Raw genomic sequence first — 18,360 nt, forward strand, 5'->3', positions numbered from 1 at the left:
TATTGGCCATCGCTGCCGCGCGACAAGCTTGTCGCGGCTGCGATGGCGTGACCTCAAAACAATTACGCGCTACGTTCCCCGAACAAGAACAAGAGGACGCGCCAATCGTGTATGACTTCATTATCGTGGGCGGCGGCTCGGCGGGGTCCGTGCTGGCCCACCGGCTCTCCGCGAAGAGTGCCAACAAGGTCCTGTTGTGCGAAGCCGGCCAGGACACGCCGCCCGGTAACGAGCCGGCCGAGATCAGGGACAGCTATCCGGGCACGGCCTATTTCGATCCGCGCTTCCACTGGACCGAGCTCAAGGTCACGACGCAGGTCGTCAGCCACAACAACCCACACGTGGGCCGGCCTCCCTTGCGCAAATACGAGCAGGCGCGCGTGCTCGGTGGCGGCTCGTCGATCAACGGCCAGATGGCCAACCGCGGCGCTCCCACCGATTACGACGAATGGGACGCGCGCGGCGCCGAAGGGTGGACGTGGAACGACGTGCTGCCCTTCTTCAAAAAGGTCGAGCGCGATCTCGATTTCGACGGACCGTACCATGGCAAGGATGGCCGGATCCCGGTCCGCCGCATCCCCAGGGAGCACTGGACGCGGCATTCGCAGGCGTTCGCCGAGGCCTTCCAGCAGGCCGGCCACCGATTCCTGCCGGACCAGAACGGCGAGTTCGTCGACGGCTTCTTCCCGGTGACGCATTCCAACCAGGCCGAGCAACGCGTCTCGGCCGCGATGGGCTATCTCGATCGCGACACCCGCCAGCGCGCCAATCTCACCATCTCCACCAACACGCAAGTGCGCGAGCTGCTGTTCGAGGGCACGCGCTGCGTCGGCGTCAAAGCGATGGTTGACGGACGCGAGCAGGAATTCCGCGGACGCGAGATCATTCTGTCCAGCGGCGCCATCCATTCGCCGGCGCATCTGTTGCGCGCCGGGATCGGGCCGGTCGGCCACCTCAAGGATCTCGGCATTCCTGTGCTGATGGGACTGCCGGGCGTCGGCCAGCGCCTGATGGATCATCCCTCGATCTCGCTGTCGTCCTTTGTCCGCCGCGGCGCGCGCATGAACGAGCACACCAGGCGCCACATGCAGCTGGGCCTGCGCTATTCCTCCGATCTCGCAGGCGTGCCGAAGGGCGACATGTTCGTCGTCCTGCTCTCCAAGTCGGCCTGGCATGCGGTCGGCGAGCAGATCGGCTCGCTGCTGACCTTCGTCAACAAGACCTATTCGGAGACGGGACAGGTCAAGCTCGCCTCGCGCGATCCCTCGGCAGAGCCGGTCGTGGAGTTCAATCTGTTGTCCGACCGGCGCGATCTCGATCGCCTGATGAGCGGCTTCCGCAAGATGGCGGCGGTGCAGATGAGCGACGTGGTGAGGGCGGTGACGGACAAGCCGTTCCCGGCTGCTTACACGGACAAGGTCCGCAAGATCGGCGTGGTCAACACCAAGAACAGGATCTTGACCAAGATCGCCGCGACGCTGATGGACGGGCCGGCGGCGCTGCGCCACTACATGATCGACAATTTCGTGGTCGAAGGTTTCACCTTCGATCAGGTGATGAACGACGACGAGGCGCTGGAGGCCTTCGTGCGCAAGGCGACGATCGGCGTGTGGCACGCCTCCTGCTCATGCCGCATGGGCCGCGCCGACGATCCGATGGCGGTGGTCGACAATCAGGGCCGCGTCAAGGGCATCCAGGGCCTGCGCGTCGTCGACGCCTCGATCTTTCCGGTGGTGCCATGCGCCAACACCAACTTTCCCGTGTTGATGTCGGCGGAGAAGATCGCAGCAGCGATGATGCAGTGAATAGCGGCGTCGCGCCGATCAGGGGCAGCGCAGTGACGAGGAGAGCTTGCCGCAGAAGCCACGACCAATGCGAACCGGACTTGATTGCATGCAGTGCGTTGGACCCGCGGAGCGCTCATTCGTTCTCTGCGAGTTAATCATTTCGCTCGCTATTTGTAGGCTATGATGATTGCAGACAGCGTCGCGCAGATGCAGCCATTTTCAGCCGCTCTTTAGGCCCATTTCAGCCAAACTGTTATTGGTTTCTCGTTGCCTGGGGCAGGACCACTCTATTTTGGAGTCCTGCAATGTACAGGCTAGTAATTTCTGCGTACCTCTTCGTTGCCTTGAGCTCTATCCCTTCGGAAGCGCGACCTTATCGCATTCATCATGCTTCCGAATGCAATGTCACCATGCCCTGCGACTTCTCGTATTCGCAGATGCAGCGCGAGCGGACTTTCAAGTCTTCACTTACTTCCCGATCCTCACTGAATTCCAGGCCATCACTGCAAGCGTACCGCTCGACGCAGCTGACAGTGACTGATGCTGGGGGCGCCGCCACGCCGGCGACCGTCTCCGGTGTTTCCGGGGCTCGCGTTGTCGGCGGTCGTCCGGCAGGCTGCCCTTCGTCCTTCTGCGGCTGCGGCGCGGCTCTGCGCGTGTTCGGTCGTATCGTGCCGGAATTGAATCTTGCGGCCAATTGGCTGCGCTTTCCGCGGACGTCACCCGCGCCGGGAATGGTTGCTGCGCGCCGAGGACACGTTTTCGTTCTGGAGCAGCACCTCGGAGGCGATGTCTGGATGGCCTATGACGCCAACTCGGGCGGACACGCTACGCGAATCCACGCACGTTCATTGCGAGGGTACGCGATCGTGAATCCGCGCGGCGGTTCGGCGGCTTGAGGGTCGCGGACACCACTCTCGACAAGACCGCGGACGGGTCGCAACTTCGTTGCGACCTGCCCACGCTCGATCGATCGTTGACGCGGGGCGCAGCGTCGGTCACAGCCGCAGCACCTTGCCGGGATTCATGATGTTCTGCGGATCGAGTGCGCGCTTGATGGTTCGCATGATGTCGAGCTCGGTCTTCGAGCGGTAATGGCTGAGCTCGTCGAGCTTGTCGATGCCGATGCCGTGTTCCGCCGAGATCGAGCCGCCCATCGAGGTGACGAGATCGTTCACGGCCCGCGTGATGGCGCCCTTGTATTGGGTCAGCGTCTGCTGATCCATACCGGTCGGCCCCATGAACGAAAAATGCAGATTGCCATCGCCGATGTGCCCCAAAGGATAGGGCCGGATGGTCGGGAGAATGTCGAGCACCGCCGTGGTGCCCTTGGCGATGAACTCCGGAATCCCTGAGATCGCCACCGACACATCGAAGCTGAGCCCCGGACCTTCGGCCCGGGAGGCCTCGGCGACACTTTCGCGGATGCGCCACATGTTGCGCGATTGACTGACCGTGTGGGCGATCACCGCATCGAGCACGCGGCCGGCCTCGAGTTGATCGGCGAGAAACTGCTCCATTTTCTCGGACATGCCCTCAGTGCCGTCCTGGCGCGCCCGCGAGGACGACCATTCCAGCAGCAGGTACCACGGCGTGTCGGCCTTGAGAGGATCCTGGGTGCCGGGAATATGGCGCAGCACCATGTCGATCGCGCTGCGGCTCATCAGCTCGCAAGAGCCGACATTGTCTCCGGATGCCGCGTGCGCTTCCGACAGGATCTCAAGGGCCGCGCGTGGATCGCGGATCGCGAGCCATGATGTAGAGACGTCCTTCGGCGCCGGCCACAGCTTGAGCACGGCCTTGGTGATGATGCCCAGCGTGCCTTCGGCACCCATGAAGAGGTGCTTGAGGTCATAGCCGGTGTTGTCCTTCTTGAGCGCGCGCAATCCGTCCCAGACCTCGCCGTTCGGCAGCACCACCTCGAGCCCGAGCACGAGATTGCGGGCATTGCCGTAGCGCAGCACCTGCACGCCGCCGGCGTTGGTCGACAGATTGCCGCCGATCATGCACGAGCCCTGGGCGCCGAGGCTGAGCGGCAGGAACCTGTCGTGCTGGCTTGCCGTCTCCTGAAGCGTCTGCAGCACGCAGCCGGCCTCGACCGTCATCGCGTAGCCGACGGGATCGACGTCCAGCACGCGGTTCATGCGGCCGAGCGACAACACGATGCCGGTGTGTGCAGGCCAGGGCGTCGCCCCACCCATCAGGCCGGTGTTGCCGCCCTGCGGCACGATGGCGACGCCGTGCTCATGGCAAAGCCGGACTACTTTCGAAACTTCCGCGGTGCTGCCAGGACGGACGACGGCGCCGGCACCGCCAACCAGCAATCCCCGCCAATCCGTCACGAACGGTTGCTTGCCGTGCTCATCTTCGATGAGGCCCTTGCCACCCACGATCGCGCGCAACGCATCGCGCATCTCGGCAGTCAAGGGAGCGGTTGGAATAGCGGGTTCGGACGACGGGAAGGCAGCCGGCATTTTCGTTTCCCCTGGCGCATCTTGGTGTGCACTGCGCACGTGACGTGCCCGGGTATTGTCCACGTTTGGCGCAGGGAGTCTAACGGCAAGATGTCTCGAACTGCAGCCGGTGACGAAGGCGGTCCGCGAGAGATCTGAGCCTTGGGAGGAAGAGGGTTGATTTGACAAGACGATCGGTCTAATAAACATTCATGAACAGAGCAGCCTCGGTATCAGAGCCGCGCCGACGGGGCCGTCCTCCCAGGGACCAGTCGCAGCCGAATGCGCCGCGCGCGCGTCTGTTGCGCACGGGCGTTGCGATTCTGACCGAAAAGGGATTCAGCGCCGTCGGCGTCGAGGAGATCCTGGACTCCGCCGACGTGCCGAAGGGTTCGTTCTATCACTACTTCGGCAGCAAGGAGGCTTTCGGCCTCGAACTGATCGATGCTTACGCCGCCTATTTCGCCCGCAAGCTGGATCGATGGTTCGACGATGCAGCGCGGGCTCCGCTGGACCGCCTGCGCGATTTCATCGCGGACGCGCGGTCGGGCATGGCGCGCTACGGCTATCGACGCGGCTGTCTCGTCGGCAATCTCGGGCAGGAGATGGGAGCGCTGCCGGAGCCGTTTCGAAAGCGCCTCGCTGCCGTTCTCAGGGATTGGGAAGCCCGGACCGCCCGCTGCCTCCACGCGGCGCAGCAGGCGGGCCACATTCCGAAAGACGCCGATTGCGACAGCCTCGCGCATTTCTTCTGGATCGGCTGGGAGGGCGCGGTGCTGCGGGCGAAGCTGGAAAGACGCCCCGACGCACTCGACGTCTTCGCGCGAGGATTTATCGCGATGATCCAGGCCAAGGAACGCGTGATCGTACCAACTTCCATCGACGAGTACCGAGGATAACGCCATGACCCAGGCACTTGCAGTCAGCCGCTTCCCTGTCCCTGATCTGGCCGACATGCCAGACGACATCCGCGCCCGCATCGTGGCGGTCCAGGAGAAGTCCGGCTTCATTCCGAACGTCTTTCTCGTGCTGGCGCACCGGCCGGACGAGTTTCGCGCGTTCTTTGCCTATCACGACGCGCTGATGGACAAGCCCGGCAACCTCAGCAAGGCCGAGCGGGAAATGATCGTGGTTGCGACCAGCAACCTAAATCAATGCCAGTATTGCGTTATCGCGCATGGCGCGATCCTGCGCATCCGCGCCAAGGATCCGCTGATTGCCGATCAGGTCGCGGTCAATTACCGCAAGGCGGATATCACCGACCGGCAGAAGGCGATGCTCGACTTCGCCGTGCGCGTTTCGACCGAGGCCTACAAGGTTTCCGAATCCGATTTCGCCACGCTGAAATCGCACGGGTTCACGGAAGACGACATCTGGGACATTGCCGCGATCTCGGCCTTCTTCGGTCTTTCCAACCGGCTTGCCAACGTCACCAGCATGCGTCCGAACCCGGAATTCTATAACATGGGACGCGGCTGATCGGGCTGACTGACCTGTTCGGCAAGCACGCTCGTCCGCGGACATGGAGAACGGACATGGAGCTCTCATCCCAGCAGCTGGCGCTGAAGGAGAGGGCTGCTGCGCTCTCCAACGAGACGATCCGCAAACGCGCCGCCGACATCGACCGGTCGCGTGAATATCCATGGGACGTCGTCGAGGCGCTGAAGGTCGAGCGCTTCATGGGAATGACCATTCCGGTCGAATATGGCGGCCAGGGTCGGAGCTTCCTCGACACGGTGCTGGTCATCGAGGAGATCGCCCGGTCCTGCACCGTGTCTGCGCGCATCGTGGTCGAGGCCAACATGGGCGCCATCTCGACCGTGATGGCCTACGGGACCGACGCGCAGAAAAAGCGCGCGGCCGATCTCGTCCTGGATGGCGACAAGCCGGCCATCTGCATCACGGAGCCGGATGCGGGGAGCGACGCGAGCGGAATGACGACGCGAGCCGACAAGCGCGGCAACCGCTATGTGCTCAACGGCAGGAAGCATTGGATCACCGGCGCCGGGGTGTCTCGTCTCCATTTGATCTTTGCGCGCGTGTTCGACGAGAGCGGAGAGGAGCTGGGCGTCGGCGGCTTCCTGGCGGTGCGCGGCGAGGTGGAAGGGCTCCGCGTCAGCAAGCGCGAGACGACGATGGGGCTGTGCGGCATGCCCGAGGGCGAGCTCGTGTTCGAGGACCTCGAGATCACGCCGGACATGGTGCTGCTGCCGCCGTCGGGCTTCAAGCGGGGCTTCGCCGACCTCATCAATGCCTACAACAGCCAGCGCGTCGGCGCCGGCACGGTTGCCATGGGGATTGCGGCCGGCGCACTCGAGCACGCCATCGCATGGGCCAAGACGCGCGAGCAGTTCGGCCGGCCGATCGGCGAATTTCAGGGGCTGCACTGGATGCTCGCCGATATGCAGACGCAACTGACCGCATCGCGCCTGATGCTGCACGCGGCGGCGGCTTCACGGGGGCCGGGCGGCAGCGCATTCCCCGATCCCATGCTTGCCGCTCAGGCGAAGATCTTTGCCTCGGAAGCCGCCATCAAGATCGTCAACGACGCCCTGCAGGTGTTCGGCGCCCGCGGCTATTCGCGCGACTTTCCGCTCGAACGAATGGTGCGCGATGTCCGCATGTTCACGATCGGCGGCGGCACGGCCCAGGTGCTGCGCACATTGGTTGCCAGCAAGGTCCTGGGCTGGAAGCTGCCGCAGACGCGCGATGGCTACGTCGTATCAAGGGACCTTGCGGCAAAGGACTAGGGCGCTATCGTGCGCGACGCGGTTGTTGATGGGAACCCGAGGAAGAGGTGAAGACATGACAGACTTCGTAACGCCGCGAGAGATGGCGGAGATGATACCCTCCGGGTGTAAACTCGGCCTGGCGCCGGACGACTACGCCGCGGCCCCGGGACTGGTTCGGATGCTGATCGATCGCGGCATTCGCGATCTTCATGTGGTCTGCGCGCCGATCGGCGGCATGCAGGTCGATATGCTCATCGGCGCTGGTGCCGTGGCGACGCTGGAGACGAGCGCCGTCAGTCTCGGCGAAGCGGGCGGCGCGCCTTGTTTCAGCCGGGCTGTGCGCGACGGATCCATTCGCCTGCGTGATGCCACTTGTCCGGCGGTGTTCGCAGGGTTAACGGCCGCGGAGAAGGGGGTGCCGTTCATGCCGATTCGCGGCATCATCGGCAGCGACGTCTTGGAGAAGCGCGACGATTGGAAGGTGACGTCCAATCCGTTCGATGACGCTGAGAAGATCGTCGTGGTCTCGGCGATCCAGCCCGACATCGCCTTGTTTCACGCGCCTGAAGCGGACCGGTTCGGCAATGTCCGGCTGGGGCGCCGGCGCGAAACGATGCTGCTGGCCCATGCGTCGAAGAAGGCCTTTGTGACCGTCGAGCGCATCTCCGACGTGTCGCTGCTCGACGACGAGAAAATGGCCGCGGGCGTGCTGCCCGCAATCTATGTGAGCGCGGTGGCGCAGCTCGAGAAGGGTGGGTGGCCGACGGGGCTTTACGCCGAATATCCCAGGGATGGGCAGGAAATCGAGAAATACGCGCGCGCGGCGCGCTCGCCGGAAGGCTTCCAGGCTTACGTTCGGGGCGCAGGGAGCGCGGCATGAGCGAGGCGTGCACCAGCCGTGAGTTGATGATCTATACGATCTCGCGGCTGCTGAAGGGCGTGCGGCATGTTGCGGTCGGTCAATCCTCGCCGATGCCGGCGGCGGGAGCGATGCTGTTGCGTGCGCTCAACCAGCGTGACGGATTGGAGCACGTGCAGGTCTCGATCCTCGGGTCGGTCAAGCACAATTCCTTCACTGGCGGTGCCGAGGAGCTGTTCGACTGCGCCGCGCAGGGGCGCCTCGACGCCTTCTTTCTCGGTGGCGGCCAGATCGACGGCCGGGGCAACGTCAACCTTGTCGGCACCGGCGACTATCCGAACAATCCGGTCAGATGGCCCGGCTCGTTCGGCTCCGCCTATCTGTATTTCCTGGTGCCGCGGGTCATTCTGTTCCGTGAGGAGCACAGCTTGCGATCCCTGGTGGAGCGCGTGGACTTCGTCTCCGCGCCTGGAGTTACCGACGAGACGGTCTATCGGCGAGGCGGTCCTCATGCGCTGCTGACCAATGCGGCGCTGTTTTCCTTTGACCGGGAGGCGGGACGTTTTCGCCTCGAGAGCAGCCATCCGGGATATGGTTGGCGGGACATTCGAGGCACGACGGGCTTCTCGTATGACAACGAGCAATGCGAGGTCACGACGCCGTTGCCGGACGAGGCAACGCTGTCCTTGATCCGGGGCCGAATTCGCGAGGAGTTGCGGGAGTGCTATCCCCAGTTCGCGGGCAATATGCCCGGTCCGGGGTGAGGCGGGTTTCGCTCCGATCTGCCGCGGCTCTCTCCCGCTTGCGGGCAGGGCAAGCGCCTTTGGCGACTTCTCTGTGGCCATCCTTCGAGACGCCCGCCGTTGGCGGGCCCTCAGGATGAGGACGGAGTGTGCGGCAGCACTCTTAACGAGCTCCGATGCCGCTTAGCCTCATCCTGAGGAGACCGCTGAAAGCGGTCGTCTCGAAGGACGAGCCGCGCGCTCAGGTCGCCAAGTACCAAAATGCGATTGCGGCAACGTTCGGACAATCTCTGCAACGTTTCTATACATCTTCGACAACTTCCCGTGACTGTTCGGGCGTAGAACGCGCTCGGACTTTTCAGATCGGGATTGATGGAATGCGATTGAAGTTTTCGGCGGCGCGCATGGGCATCGGCGCGGCCTGCCTCGTGCTTGGCGGCGTCAGCCCATTGTGCGCAGAGCCGGTGTTCGACAGCTTGGCCGGTGCCTGGTCGGGCATCGGCACCATGAAGCCGTCGGACGGTCCGCGTGAGAAAGTTCGCTGCAAGGTGGCGTACAACGTGACCAGGCCGGGGCGGTCGTTGACACTCGACCTGCGCTGCGCGAGCGATGCGTACAAGATGGTCCTGTCCGCGAACATCGAGCAGAGCGGGACGGAGCTTTCCGGCAACTGGTTCGAGAGCGAGTACCGGCAGGGCGGCAAGGTCTACGGCACCAACAAGGACGGCCTCATCGAGGCGCGAATAGAGGGAAATACGGTGGCCGCGCTGGTGACGATCCAGACCAGGAGCAACCATCAGTCCTTCCTGATGGAGGCACCGGGCTCCTGGATGGCGGAAGTCGCGATCGAATTGAACAGGGATGTGAAGTAGCCAAACACCAAATCAAAGCGCGATGACGATTCATCCTGATCTCATCGCGCCTTTAGTGGATGATCTGGTTCAGAAAGCCCTTCGCTCGTTCCGTGCGAGGGGCCCGAAAGAAGGTTTCTGGATCTGCCTCCTCGACGATGCTTCCGCGATCCATGAAGACCACGCGGTCGGCAACCTCGCGGGCGAAGCCCATCTCGTGTGTCACGCAGACCATTGTCATTCCGTCCCGCGCCAACTCGACCATGGTGTCCAGCACTTCCTTGACCATCTCGGGATCGAGCGCGGATGTCGGTTCGTCGAAAAGCATGATCTTGGGCTGCATGCACAGCGCTCGGGCGATGGCAACGCGTTGCTGCTGGCCGCCTGACAATTGTGCAGGATATTTGTCCGCCTGATCCTGAATGCGAACCTTCCGCAGCAAGCCCAGTGCGCGATCGCGGGCTTCTGCTTGCGAAATGCCGCGAACCTTCATCGGGGCCAGCATGCAGTTCTCGGCGACCGTGAGGTGCGGAAACAGGTTGAAACTCTGAAACACCATCCCGGTTTCGCAGCGCACGCTGTTGATGTCGGCGAGGCGGTTGCTCAGTTCGACGCCGTCCACGATGATCCGGCCTCCGTCGTGCTTCTCGATATGGTTGATGCAGCGGATCAGCGTCGACTTGCCGGAGCCCGAAGGTCCGCACAGCACGATCTTCTCGCCTTTGCCGACCCTGAGATTGACGTCGTTCAGCGCGGTGAATGCGCCGAACCGCTTCACCAAGCTCTCGACGACGACGATCGCACCGGGCTGTGCGGCATTGCTGGAGGTCTCTCGATGCATGTTCGTCTCCCGGATTCGAGGCGTTATCGCGATGTGGCGAGTGCGTATCGTTTGCGAAGGACAGCGACACACTGGGAAGCTGCCGAACTGATGGCGAGATAGGCCACTGCGACGACGAGGTACATTTCGACGAGGCGGCCGTTGAGCTGTGCAAGCTTGGAAGCGGCGCCCAGAAGATCCGTCAGGGAAAGGACGTAAACGAGTGAGGTGTCCTGAAAGAGGATGATCGTCTGGCTGAGGATGATCGGACTGGCCACGCGCAGGACCTGCGGGAGGACGATATGGCGGTAGGTGTCGTAGGTGGACAGCGCGAGCGCCTGGCAGGCCTCGAACTGGCCCTTGTTCACCGCTCGCAGCCCGACACGGATGATCTCGGAGTAGTAGGCGGCCTCGAACAGGCCGAAGGTGATGAAGGCCGTATAGGTGGCGCCGATCGGAATCGGGCGGCCGTTGCCGCTGAGGTGCCCAAGCACGATCGGCACCAGGAAGAAGAACCAGAACAGGACGAGGATCAGCGGAATCGATCGGATGACCGCAACGTAGCCGCGGATGATCTGGGCGAACACTGGAATCTCGAAATGCTGAACGAGCGCCAGGCAGGTTCCGAGAACCATGCCGATGACGAATGCGGCGGCCGTGAGCGCAAGCGAGAAGAGCAGGCCCGACCAGAGATAGGGCCACGATTGCGTTACAATCGAGAAATCGAGGGTGTTCATTTCACGACCTCCATGGCGTTGGGCAGGGCGCCGCCTTGCCGCATCTCAGTGGCCAGATCCTCGTCAGTCCCGGGCTTGACGGGAGCGCTGCCCGGAATGCGGACGGCTTTGTCGATGAGGGTCATGGCCTGATAGGCAAGCAGCGCCAGACAAAGGTAGATGATCGTCGCTGCGCCAAATGCCGTAAATGTCTGGAACGTGGCCTCGCTGATCTGGCGCGCCTGGGCGGTCAGCTCCATCAAGCCGATCGTGAGGGCGACGGAGGTGTTCTTGTAGATGCCCATCACCTCGCTGGTGAGGCTCGGCACGATGAGGCGCAAGGCCTGCGGCACGATGACGTATCGATAAGTGAGATAGCCATTGAGGCCGAGAGCGTTGGCCGCTTCGATCTGTCCCCTTGGGAGCGCTTCGATGCCCGCCCGGACCTGCTCGGCTATTCGGGACGCGGTGTAGAGTCCGAGGCAGAGGAGCGCCGGGAAAAACGACGCCCAGGGTGGCGGGATCTGCTTGATGGCATCGCCCAGCGCGCTGGGCACGACCTCCGGGAAGACGAAGTACCAGAGGAACATCTGCACCAGGACAGGGATGTTCCGGAATATCTCGACATAGAGCCGGGCCGGGACGGAGAAGAAGCGATTCTGCATCGTGCGGCCCACGCCGACGACCACACCGATGCCGAAGGCGATCCACCAACCGAAGAAGGCCAGGGCCAACGTCCAACCGAGACCCGACAGAAGCCAGTCGATATAGCGCTGGCCGTCCGCCGTCTGTTCAAAAAGCACTCCGAACATCGCGAGCCCTCAGGTTGCAGGTGCGAACGAGGATTTCCGTGCGGGACGGTCAGCTCCGTCAATCAGTCGACGGCATCGCTGGGATGCGCGATCCGCGCCATCAACTCGTCCGTGAGCGGGAATGCGAGGTTCTCACCCTTGGGCGGAATCGGCTTGGTGAACCATTTCGCGTAGGTCTTCTCGAACTGGCCGGATGCCATTTGCTTGGAGAGGACGTCGTCGACGAGGCCCTTGAAGCCGGCATCACCCTTCGTGAACATCAATCCATAGTAGATCTTTGCGTAGCCCTCGGGAAGGAACAGGAGCGCGTCCGGATTTGGCGCGGCAGCCTTGAGCCCGGCGAGGAGGATATCGTCCTCCATGAAGGCGGCCGCACGGCCGGTGTTCAACATCAGGAAGGATTCCGCATGGTCCTTGGCCTGGACGATGTTGAGGCCGAGTTGCTCCCTAGCGTTGACGCTCTGCGCGAAACCGACTGCGTTGGAGCCTTGGGTGACGACAATCGTCTTGCCTTTCAGGTCGCCGGCGGTCTTCACGCCGCTGGTGGCCTTGACGAGCCATCGCGGTTGGCTGACGAACGTCGCGACCGAAAACGAGACCTGTTCCTGCCGCTTCTTGTCGTTCGCGGTGCCGCCGCACTCGATGTCGACGGTCCCGCTCTGGATCAGCGGAATCCGGTTCGAGGAGTTCACTGGCGTGTAGTTGACTTTGAGGTTGGGCAACTTCAGCTCCTCCTTGATGCGATCGACGATCGCCGCGCAGAGATCGAGCGAGAAGCCGATGGGCTTCTGATCGGGCCCGAGGTACGAGAACGGTATGGAAGCCTCGCGGTGGCCGATCGTGATTGCGCCGCTGGATTTGATCTTATCGAGCGTCGGGCTGTCGGCTGCCGCGGAGGGACTTGGGCTGACGGCCAGGAGTACTGAGAGGCGTCCGAGCATCTGAACAAGCGTCTTCATGGTTTTTCCCTTCCCATCGGTTCTCGACGTCAAGCTGCGGCGGAAGGGCGTCCGAGCCCTCGCCGGCGGATGACGTCGATCAGGCGATCGATGTCGGTGGCGGTGTTGAACATGCCGAGTGAGACGCGAATGCCATCCCGTTCGGGCGACACGCGCACACCGTTCTCCTCGAAATGGCCAAGCCAGTCCGATGCCGGCAGGGCGATGACGTAGATGTGCGGAGCGCGATGCTTGCGCTCGCGCGGGCCAACGAGACGGACGCCCAACTCGTCCAGGCGCGTGATCAGGTGATCGCCGAGGTCAAAGCAGTGGTTCTGGATGTTCTTGACCCCGATCTGCTCGATCATGTCGAGCGAAGCACTCAGCGCATGGACCGCGGGCAGATTGAAGTTGCCGAGCTCAAAGCGCCTGGCGGCGGGCGAGGGCGCCATTCTGTCGGCACGCGCGATGAGATCATCAGGGACCTCGGCGAGGCTCGCGGCCGCCAGATAGGCCGGCTCCAGCTCTTTGAGCGTCTTGTCCCAATAGAGAAGCCCGAGTCCTTGCGGAACCAGCAATCCCTTATGGCTGCCGGAGCCGATGAAGCTGGCGCCAATCGCCGCCGCGTTGATCGGCACCACGCCGATTGCCTGCATCACGTCCACCACGAAATAGAGCTTCTTCCTGCTGCACATCGCGCCAACGCTCTCGATGTCAAAGCGGTGACCGGCGTGGAAGGTCACGTGCGACATCGAGATCGCACGCGTGTTCTCGTCGATGAAAGGCGCAAAGCTGTCGGCATCGACGACGTCAGTCATCGGGATGAAGCGGACCTCGACGCCCTTCCGTTGCAGATGGAGGAATGCGTAGGCGTTGTTCGGATGATCGCCGTGGATCATCAGGACATTGTCACCGGCCCGGAGCGGCAGTGCGTTTGCCGCGACGTTCATGCTTTCCGACGTGTTTTTCGTGAAGGCGATTTCATCCGCCGTCACGCCGAGGAAGCGAGCGACCTTGGCGCGGGTCTGCTCCACCCGGTCGAGCCAGACGCTCTTCGGTCCGGCCGTCTCGAAGCCCTCGCGAAGGAAGAGCTCGATCGCGGCCTTCACCGGGCGTGCAAGCGGGGTTTGAAACCCGGAGTCCAGATAGACCATCCGCTCGACAGCGGGGAATTCCTTCCTCACGGCGTCCACGTCGTAGTGACGAGACATGCACATCTCCTGTTGGCGCCCCGCCAGCGACTTGGCTCTCGGCTAAGCGGCGGAGCGAGATTCTGGGAACGGCGAGACTGCGTTGCACAATTTCTGGTCAGTCACCGGCCGCGCCGAGAATATGAGCTTTAGGAGTTTCGACAAACTTATTTTTCGATTTTCAATATCTTTCATTCCGAAAAATGATAATATCGCGCGGAATCCTGATTTCGCTAGCTAATTTGGCCGGGGGCAATGACGAAGCGCATTCAGAAGGACGGGCCATTGGATCGTGCTTTCGCGATCGTTCGGCACGTCGCCGACCAGCGCAAAGCCGTCTCGGCGGCCGAGATCGCAAAGGCTCTCTCGCTGCCGCTGCCGACGGCGCACAGGTTGATCGGAAATCTCGAGGACCGCGGACTGCTTCAGAAGGCGTTGGGGACCAAGCGTTACGTTGTCGGAAACCAGCTCGTCACACTGTCCGCGACCGTCATCGGAGCGGCCTTCCGCACCGCGCGACGGCACGCGGTGCTTCGGGCGGTTGCGGGAGAGATCGGCGAACAGTGCGAGATTGGCGTCGTCCGCGACAATGTCGTTGCCTATGTCGACAGCGTTCGCGTTTCGGAGCCGCAAGGCCTTCAGTTCAATCCGGGAGAAGCGGCGCCGCTACACTGCACGTCGACCGGAAAGATCTACATGAGCAGACTGCCTGAGCGGGCGAGGGCGAATTTGTGCCGCGCACTCCCTCTGACCAGATACACGGACACGACGATCGTCGATGTCCACGGACTGATGAAGACCCTCGAGGACACGCGGCAGAAGGGCTGGGCCAAGACAAACGAAGAATACGTCAAGGGCGTTGTGGGGTGCGCCGTCCCCATTCTGTCCCCCGATCGAGAATTGATCGCTTGCCTGGGCGTCTCAGTGCCGGTGGCGCGCGTGAGCTTCGTCGAACTGGACCGGTTCATCGCGCCGCTTCAAAAGGCAGCCGCCCTGCTGTCGGAGACCATTCTGCAGGTTGAGGACGACGATGGCGCAAGTGCCCAATGATGGTTCAGCGGTCTCGCTGGCGCGCTGGTTCTCCTCATGATCTGGCTGGGCCAGCACGAACGGCCGCGCGCCAATCGACCGCCTCGATCAACGGGAGATTCAGCCCCTCTCTAAGCGCTAAAGCATGAGCCGGAAAAGTGCGCAGCGGCTTTTCGAAAAGATCATGCTTAAACAACAACCTAAAGCGCGATGACGATTCACCCATTCGCATCGCGCTTTAGCGGCGACTTCACCACGGTTGAACACGTCACCACCGCCGGTTTCAGCGGCGGCAGCGACGTGAGTATTGATGATCAACGCTTGGGGAGCGACGCCATCACCTCGCCCGCGTCTCCGTCCTCGAGGCAGGGCGTGACGGTCAACGGGAGCAGGTCAGACCATTGCGCGAGCCAACGATACATGGCTTTTGGATCACTCGATTCAGAGATCGCAAATCCCTGTCCGTTCATGCCATGCCAGCGACCCAGCATCTTGACGCCCTCGGGTGGTGCGCCACCGGTCTCGAGAAAGCGGGCGACGGCTGCATTGAAGGTGCCTTGAGGTACGCTCCAGGTGGTTATGAATTTCATGCGATTCTCCCATGACTAGAATTATCGGATGAATGTCGCGGCTGCGCCGCATGCGCACGATAGCGCCTGCGTATCGAATGACAACGGCGAATGAACACGCGCGTCGGTTTGATCCCTCCTGCTTCTGCGCAAGCGCTGGTTTGGAGGTAAGACGGCTACTTGCCGTCGTTCCAGATGTCGGTGGCGAGCTTCCAGTCGTCTCCGAGACCTTCTCCCAGACGACGACATACTTTCCGGTCACGTCCTGCGGTGTCGATCCCTTGGTCTTCAGGACGAACGTGCCGATCTCACGGGCCGCGGAAGAACCGAGTGGCTTGACATCCACCGTTGTGAGCTTCGGATCGGTCACTTGTTCAGCCATGCTTTTCCACATGACCTCGATGGCTGGTCGGCCCTGCACCATCGCGGAGCCGGGCGGGAGCGCGGTCGCATCGGCACTGTAGAGGGACGCAATCCCGGAAAAATCTCCCTTGTTGAACATCTCTATCCATTTCGCGTTGTTTGCTTCGATCTCGGCCTTCTGAGCCAAAGCCGGCGCGCTCAACGAGATCACGATTGCAATCGCCGATGCAATGTTGCGCATGATCATCTCCAGACTCAATGTACGATACAGATACAGGGGCAGTCGTCTGTCTCGAAGTGGATGCATTGAATGGTCCATCCCAGACCGGGGAAGACGCAACAGCAATTCCGGAGAATTACCGTCAGCACCGTTGACGAAGCTGCGCAGTGGAAATTGACGGGCAATTGACCTGACGAGTACTCCATGTCGCGGCTCGAACGCTTGACCAGGCGCGCGCTCGCCGCCCGTCGGGCAAAACACCCCTGTCAATCCCTCGACGCAAAAACATTCCTATTTACCGAATTTCGGATATGTCGTATCAATGGCCCATCCCGCCCGTCGCAAGGGGCGTTTCGCGATCGTCACGAGACGCGGGCCGGGAGGCGGTGGCCGCGACGGCGTCGGCGCGCTGGGCTGGCTGCAGGGCGGGAATCCCGTGAGCAGCAGCACGCGCGATACGACACGGCGCTGACGGCGTCCTCGGTTCGGCCTCGATGGTGAGCGCACGCAAGCCATCGGGGACAGGAACGGGGATGTGCGCGGACGGCAAAATCGTGTGGTCCTGACGCCCGGGGTCTGTGCGTCAAGTGTTGCGGTGATGTTGCGGCCCAACCGGGTTCGTACATCAGTCATCCGCAAGGCGACGGGGGCAATAGTGCATCGCTCCCCGGGGAGAGCGCGACATAAGCCGTAAAGCCATTCGCGCAGGGAAGGCCGGTCGCACGGCTACACCTGTAGTCCACCCCGTGCGCGTCTTGTTCGCACACGGGACCGCGGGTGCCAGCCGGCGCCCGGCCTTCCCTGCGCCCTTTCTGAACAAGAAGGGCAACGAAGAGAGCAAAGCTCAGGCGAAATGAGCCGCGAGATTGCGACAGTGTGTCTTCTGAATGGATCATGTTTTATGGGCAGTTTCGTGCCCCGGACGTAGCGCGGCGTTCCCCTGGCGATGCAAAGCATCGTCCAGAACGACGATGCGGCTGCAGAGCCGGGGCCTATGTTGCGACGGATCGCGCAGTGTCTGGGTCCCGGCTCTGCGCAGCAATGCTACGCATTGCAGCGCGTCCGGGACACGAGCGCTCCTACGCGCTCTCCGTCTCCCGGTGCACGTCGTGCACCACGAGGCCCATGCCTTCCTCCGGCATCTTGATCCAGTCGCGGCGCTTCAGGGTGCGCTTGGTGTCCTCATAGCCGCTGGTCCAGTGCTCGCGCATCGAGGTGCCCGAGAATTCGTGGTCCTTGGCGTCGCCCTCATAGGCCTTCTGCTGGTAGATCAGATGCAGGATCGCGATCTCCGGCATGTGGCACAGGCTCGCCTTCAGCTTGCGCTCCTCGTCGGACAGCTGCTCGTCCGGCAGCTTCGCCAGCGCCTTGTGGAGCAGGACCTTGAGATTGTGGGTGCGGCGATAGACGTCCGTGTTGTGGCGCGTGCGCGAGGAATACATGATGTCCTTGTGGCGGGCCATCACGTCCTGGATCGAGCGCGGCAGCACGCCGCGCGCGCTGAACAGGTCGACCTGGAACACCAGCGAGTTGAGCGCATCCTCCTGGTCGAGCAGATGCTGCAGCGGTGTGTTGGAGACGATGCCGCCGTCCCAGAAATGATCGGTGCCGATCCGCACCATCGGCAGCGCCGGGGGCAGGGCGCCGGAGGCCATGATGTGCTCCGGCTCGATCTCGTCATGGGAATTGTCGAAATAGATGAAATTGCCCGAGAGCACGTTGACTGCGCCGACCGCGAAGCGGACCCTTTTTTCGTTGATGAGATCGAAGTCGACCAGCTCGAGCAGGCTCTCCTTCAGCGGCATCGTGTCGTAATAGCTGGTCGCGGTGCGCGCGCCGACCGGACTGAACCAGGGATTGACCTGGTGCGGGGTGAAGAAGCCGGGCTGGCCCATCGCCGAGGTCATCCAGGCGCTGGTGAGGTTGCGCCACTGGCGGAAGACGTCGCCATCAGGGGTGTAGTGCCAGATCTTGCGGTTGGTGATGCGCTCCCAGAAGATGCGCAGCGCCTCGAGCCGCTTCTCCGGCTTGTTGCCGGCGATGATGGCGGAGTTGATCGCGCCGATCGAGACGCCGCAGACCCAGTCGGGCTCGATGCCGGCCTCGTGCAGCGCCTGATAGACGCCGGCCTGGTAGGCGCCGAGCGCGCCGCCGCCCTGCAGCACCAGCGCGACGCGATCGCAGCGCTCGGGCCGCCAGCCCCGCGAGGGCGCCTGATGTGTCTGATATGTCGGTTGCGACGTGCGGGCGTCCATGGCGATGCCTCCTGCTTGCGCCA

At 62.7% G+C, this 18,360-nt stretch carries 17 protein-coding genes and 1 pseudogene; 9 read left to right on the forward strand and 9 right to left on the reverse strand.

The features are described from left to right. The first annotated feature begins 107 nt into the window (after positions 1–107). Both GGD66_RS00990 and GGD66_RS00995 read left to right on the forward strand, forming a co-directional pair. Positions 108–1,805, forward strand: coding sequence for a GMC oxidoreductase (locus GGD66_RS00990; RefSeq protein WP_183256644.1), 1,698 nt, complete (start codon positions 108–110; stop codon positions 1,803–1,805). A gap of 287 nt (positions 1,806–2,092) precedes the next feature. Beyond that, the gene (locus GGD66_RS00995; RefSeq protein ID WP_183256645.1) at positions 2,093–2,686 is read left to right on the forward strand and encodes a hypothetical protein; all 594 of its coding nucleotides are present in this window, start codon (positions 2,093–2,095) and stop codon (positions 2,684–2,686) included. Positions 2,687–2,785: 99 nt separating this feature from the next. Here the strand turns inward: GGD66_RS00995 and GGD66_RS01000 are convergent, their stop codons facing one another. Next, positions 2,786–4,261, reverse strand: a complete 1,476-nt coding sequence (locus GGD66_RS01000) for an FAD-binding oxidoreductase (RefSeq protein ID WP_183256646.1) — start codon at positions 4,259–4,261, stop codon at positions 2,786–2,788. Between the two features lie 191 nt (positions 4,262–4,452). Between GGD66_RS01000 and GGD66_RS01005 the strand changes: the two genes are divergently transcribed. The 6 genes from GGD66_RS01005 to GGD66_RS01030 all read left to right on the forward strand — a co-directional run bounded on the left by GGD66_RS01005 (position 4,453) and on the right by GGD66_RS01030 (position 9,446). After that, a complete protein-coding gene (locus GGD66_RS01005; RefSeq protein WP_183256647.1) occupies positions 4,453–5,139 on the forward strand; it encodes a TetR/AcrR family transcriptional regulator in 687 nt (228 codons plus the stop codon). A gap of 4 nt (positions 5,140–5,143) precedes the next feature. Next, positions 5,144–5,719 (forward strand): peroxidase-related enzyme, encoded by a 576-nt coding sequence (locus GGD66_RS01010; protein ID WP_092252634.1) that lies wholly within the window; start codon positions 5,144–5,146, stop codon positions 5,717–5,719. A gap of 56 nt (positions 5,720–5,775) precedes the next feature. Beyond that, a complete protein-coding gene (gene acdA, locus GGD66_RS01015; RefSeq protein WP_183256648.1) occupies positions 5,776–6,990 on the forward strand; it encodes a 3-sulfinopropanoyl-CoA desulfinase in 1,215 nt (404 codons plus the stop codon). Between the two features lie 55 nt (positions 6,991–7,045). Beyond that, positions 7,046–7,852 carry a CoA transferase subunit A gene (locus GGD66_RS01020; RefSeq protein ID WP_183256649.1) on the forward strand — a complete coding sequence of 269 codons (807 nt, stop codon included), beginning with the start codon at positions 7,046–7,048 and terminating at the stop codon, positions 7,850–7,852. Further along, entirely contained in the window at positions 7,849–8,595 is a 747-nt protein-coding gene (locus GGD66_RS01025) for a CoA-transferase (RefSeq protein WP_183256650.1), read from the forward strand. Before GGD66_RS01020 ends, GGD66_RS01025 begins: the two co-directional genes overlap by 4 nt. Positions 8,596–8,951: 356 nt before the next feature. Next, positions 8,952–9,446 (forward strand): hypothetical protein, encoded by a 495-nt coding sequence (locus GGD66_RS01030; protein WP_183256651.1) that lies wholly within the window; start codon positions 8,952–8,954, stop codon positions 9,444–9,446. A 52-nt stretch (positions 9,447–9,498) separates the two neighbouring features. Here the strand turns inward: GGD66_RS01030 and GGD66_RS01035 are convergent, their stop codons facing one another. The 5 genes from GGD66_RS01035 to GGD66_RS01055 form a co-directional block, all read right to left on the reverse strand. Next, entirely contained in the window at positions 9,499–10,266 is a 768-nt protein-coding gene (locus GGD66_RS01035; RefSeq protein WP_210321456.1) for an amino acid ABC transporter ATP-binding protein, read from the reverse strand. Between the two features lie 23 nt (positions 10,267–10,289). Then, positions 10,290–10,982 (reverse strand): amino acid ABC transporter permease, encoded by a 693-nt coding sequence (locus GGD66_RS01040; RefSeq protein ID WP_018319862.1) that lies wholly within the window; start codon positions 10,980–10,982, stop codon positions 10,290–10,292. Continuing rightward, on the reverse strand, positions 10,979–11,773 hold the full coding sequence (locus GGD66_RS01045) for an amino acid ABC transporter permease (protein WP_183256652.1): 795 nt from the start codon (positions 11,771–11,773) through the stop codon (positions 10,979–10,981). Before GGD66_RS01045 ends, GGD66_RS01040 begins: the two co-directional genes overlap by 4 nt. Positions 11,774–11,835: 62 nt before the next feature. After that, positions 11,836–12,732, reverse strand: coding sequence for an amino acid ABC transporter substrate-binding protein (locus GGD66_RS01050; protein WP_183256653.1), 897 nt, complete (start codon positions 12,730–12,732; stop codon positions 11,836–11,838). Between the two features lie 29 nt (positions 12,733–12,761). Further along, the gene (locus GGD66_RS01055; protein WP_183256654.1) at positions 12,762–13,922 is read right to left on the reverse strand and encodes an aminotransferase class V-fold PLP-dependent enzyme; all 1,161 of its coding nucleotides are present in this window, start codon (positions 13,920–13,922) and stop codon (positions 12,762–12,764) included. A gap of 234 nt (positions 13,923–14,156) precedes the next feature. On the opposite strand from GGD66_RS01055, the gene GGD66_RS01060 reads away from it, so the two are divergent. Further along, on the forward strand, positions 14,157–14,951 hold the full coding sequence (locus GGD66_RS01060; protein WP_183256655.1) for an IclR family transcriptional regulator: 795 nt from the start codon (positions 14,157–14,159) through the stop codon (positions 14,949–14,951). A 293-nt stretch (positions 14,952–15,244) separates the two neighbouring features. Here the strand turns inward: GGD66_RS01060 and GGD66_RS01065 are convergent, their stop codons facing one another. The 3 genes and pseudogenes from GGD66_RS01065 to GGD66_RS01075 form a co-directional block, all read right to left on the reverse strand. Continuing rightward, positions 15,245–15,520 (reverse strand): DUF3303 domain-containing protein, encoded by a 276-nt coding sequence (locus tag GGD66_RS01065; protein WP_018319867.1) that lies wholly within the window; start codon positions 15,518–15,520, stop codon positions 15,245–15,247. A 265-nt stretch (positions 15,521–15,785) separates the two neighbouring features. Further along, positions 15,786–16,181 (reverse strand): annotated as a pseudogene (locus GGD66_RS42150) (YybH family protein); the annotation flags it as partial. A gap of 980 nt (positions 16,182–17,161) precedes the next feature. Beyond that, entirely contained in the window at positions 17,162–18,337 is a 1,176-nt protein-coding gene (locus tag GGD66_RS01075; protein WP_018319870.1) for a patatin-like phospholipase family protein, read from the reverse strand. Between the last annotated feature and the right edge of the window lie 23 nt (positions 18,338–18,360).

It is taken from the genome of Bradyrhizobium sp. CIR48, from assembly GCF_014198315.1.
Taxonomy (GTDB): Bacteria; Pseudomonadota; Alphaproteobacteria; order Rhizobiales; family Xanthobacteraceae; genus Bradyrhizobium.

What these genes read in the sequence shown, in the direction of transcription:
- GGD66_RS01020 (WP_183256649.1), top strand. Translation starts at nt 7,046, where the DNA reads ATGACAGACTTCGTAACGCCGCGAGAGATGGCGGAGATGATACCCTCC.
- GGD66_RS01000 (WP_183256646.1), bottom strand. Translation starts at nt 4,261, where the DNA reads ATGCCGGCTGCCTTCCCGTCGTCCGAACCCGCTATTCCAACCGCTCCC.
- GGD66_RS00995 (WP_183256645.1), top strand. Translation starts at nt 2,093, where the DNA reads ATGTACAGGCTAGTAATTTCTGCGTACCTCTTCGTTGCCTTGAGCTCT.
- GGD66_RS01065 (WP_018319867.1), bottom strand. Translation starts at nt 15,520, where the DNA reads ATGAAATTCATAACCACCTGGAGCGTACCTCAAGGCACCTTCAATGCA.
- GGD66_RS01040 (WP_018319862.1), bottom strand. Translation starts at nt 10,982, where the DNA reads ATGAACACCCTCGATTTCTCGATTGTAACGCAATCGTGGCCCTATCTC.
- GGD66_RS01075 (WP_018319870.1), bottom strand. Translation starts at nt 18,337, where the DNA reads ATGGACGCCCGCACGTCGCAACCGACATATCAGACACATCAGGCGCCC.
- GGD66_RS01030 (WP_183256651.1), top strand. Translation starts at nt 8,952, where the DNA reads ATGCGATTGAAGTTTTCGGCGGCGCGCATGGGCATCGGCGCGGCCTGC.
- GGD66_RS01025 (WP_183256650.1), top strand. Translation starts at nt 7,849, where the DNA reads ATGAGCGAGGCGTGCACCAGCCGTGAGTTGATGATCTATACGATCTCG.
- GGD66_RS01005 (WP_183256647.1), top strand. Translation starts at nt 4,453, where the DNA reads ATGAACAGAGCAGCCTCGGTATCAGAGCCGCGCCGACGGGGCCGTCCT.
- GGD66_RS01035 (WP_210321456.1), bottom strand. Translation starts at nt 10,266, where the DNA reads ATGCATCGAGAGACCTCCAGCAATGCCGCACAGCCCGGTGCGATCGTC.
- GGD66_RS01060 (WP_183256655.1), top strand. Translation starts at nt 14,157, where the DNA reads ATGACGAAGCGCATTCAGAAGGACGGGCCATTGGATCGTGCTTTCGCG.
- GGD66_RS01010 (WP_092252634.1), top strand. Translation starts at nt 5,144, where the DNA reads ATGACCCAGGCACTTGCAGTCAGCCGCTTCCCTGTCCCTGATCTGGCC.
- GGD66_RS01045 (WP_183256652.1), bottom strand. Translation starts at nt 11,773, where the DNA reads ATGTTCGGAGTGCTTTTTGAACAGACGGCGGACGGCCAGCGCTATATC.
- GGD66_RS01050 (WP_183256653.1), bottom strand. Translation starts at nt 12,732, where the DNA reads ATGAAGACGCTTGTTCAGATGCTCGGACGCCTCTCAGTACTCCTGGCC.
- GGD66_RS01055 (WP_183256654.1), bottom strand. Translation starts at nt 13,922, where the DNA reads ATGTCTCGTCACTACGACGTGGACGCCGTGAGGAAGGAATTCCCCGCT.
- acdA (WP_183256648.1), top strand. Translation starts at nt 5,776, where the DNA reads ATGGAGCTCTCATCCCAGCAGCTGGCGCTGAAGGAGAGGGCTGCTGCG.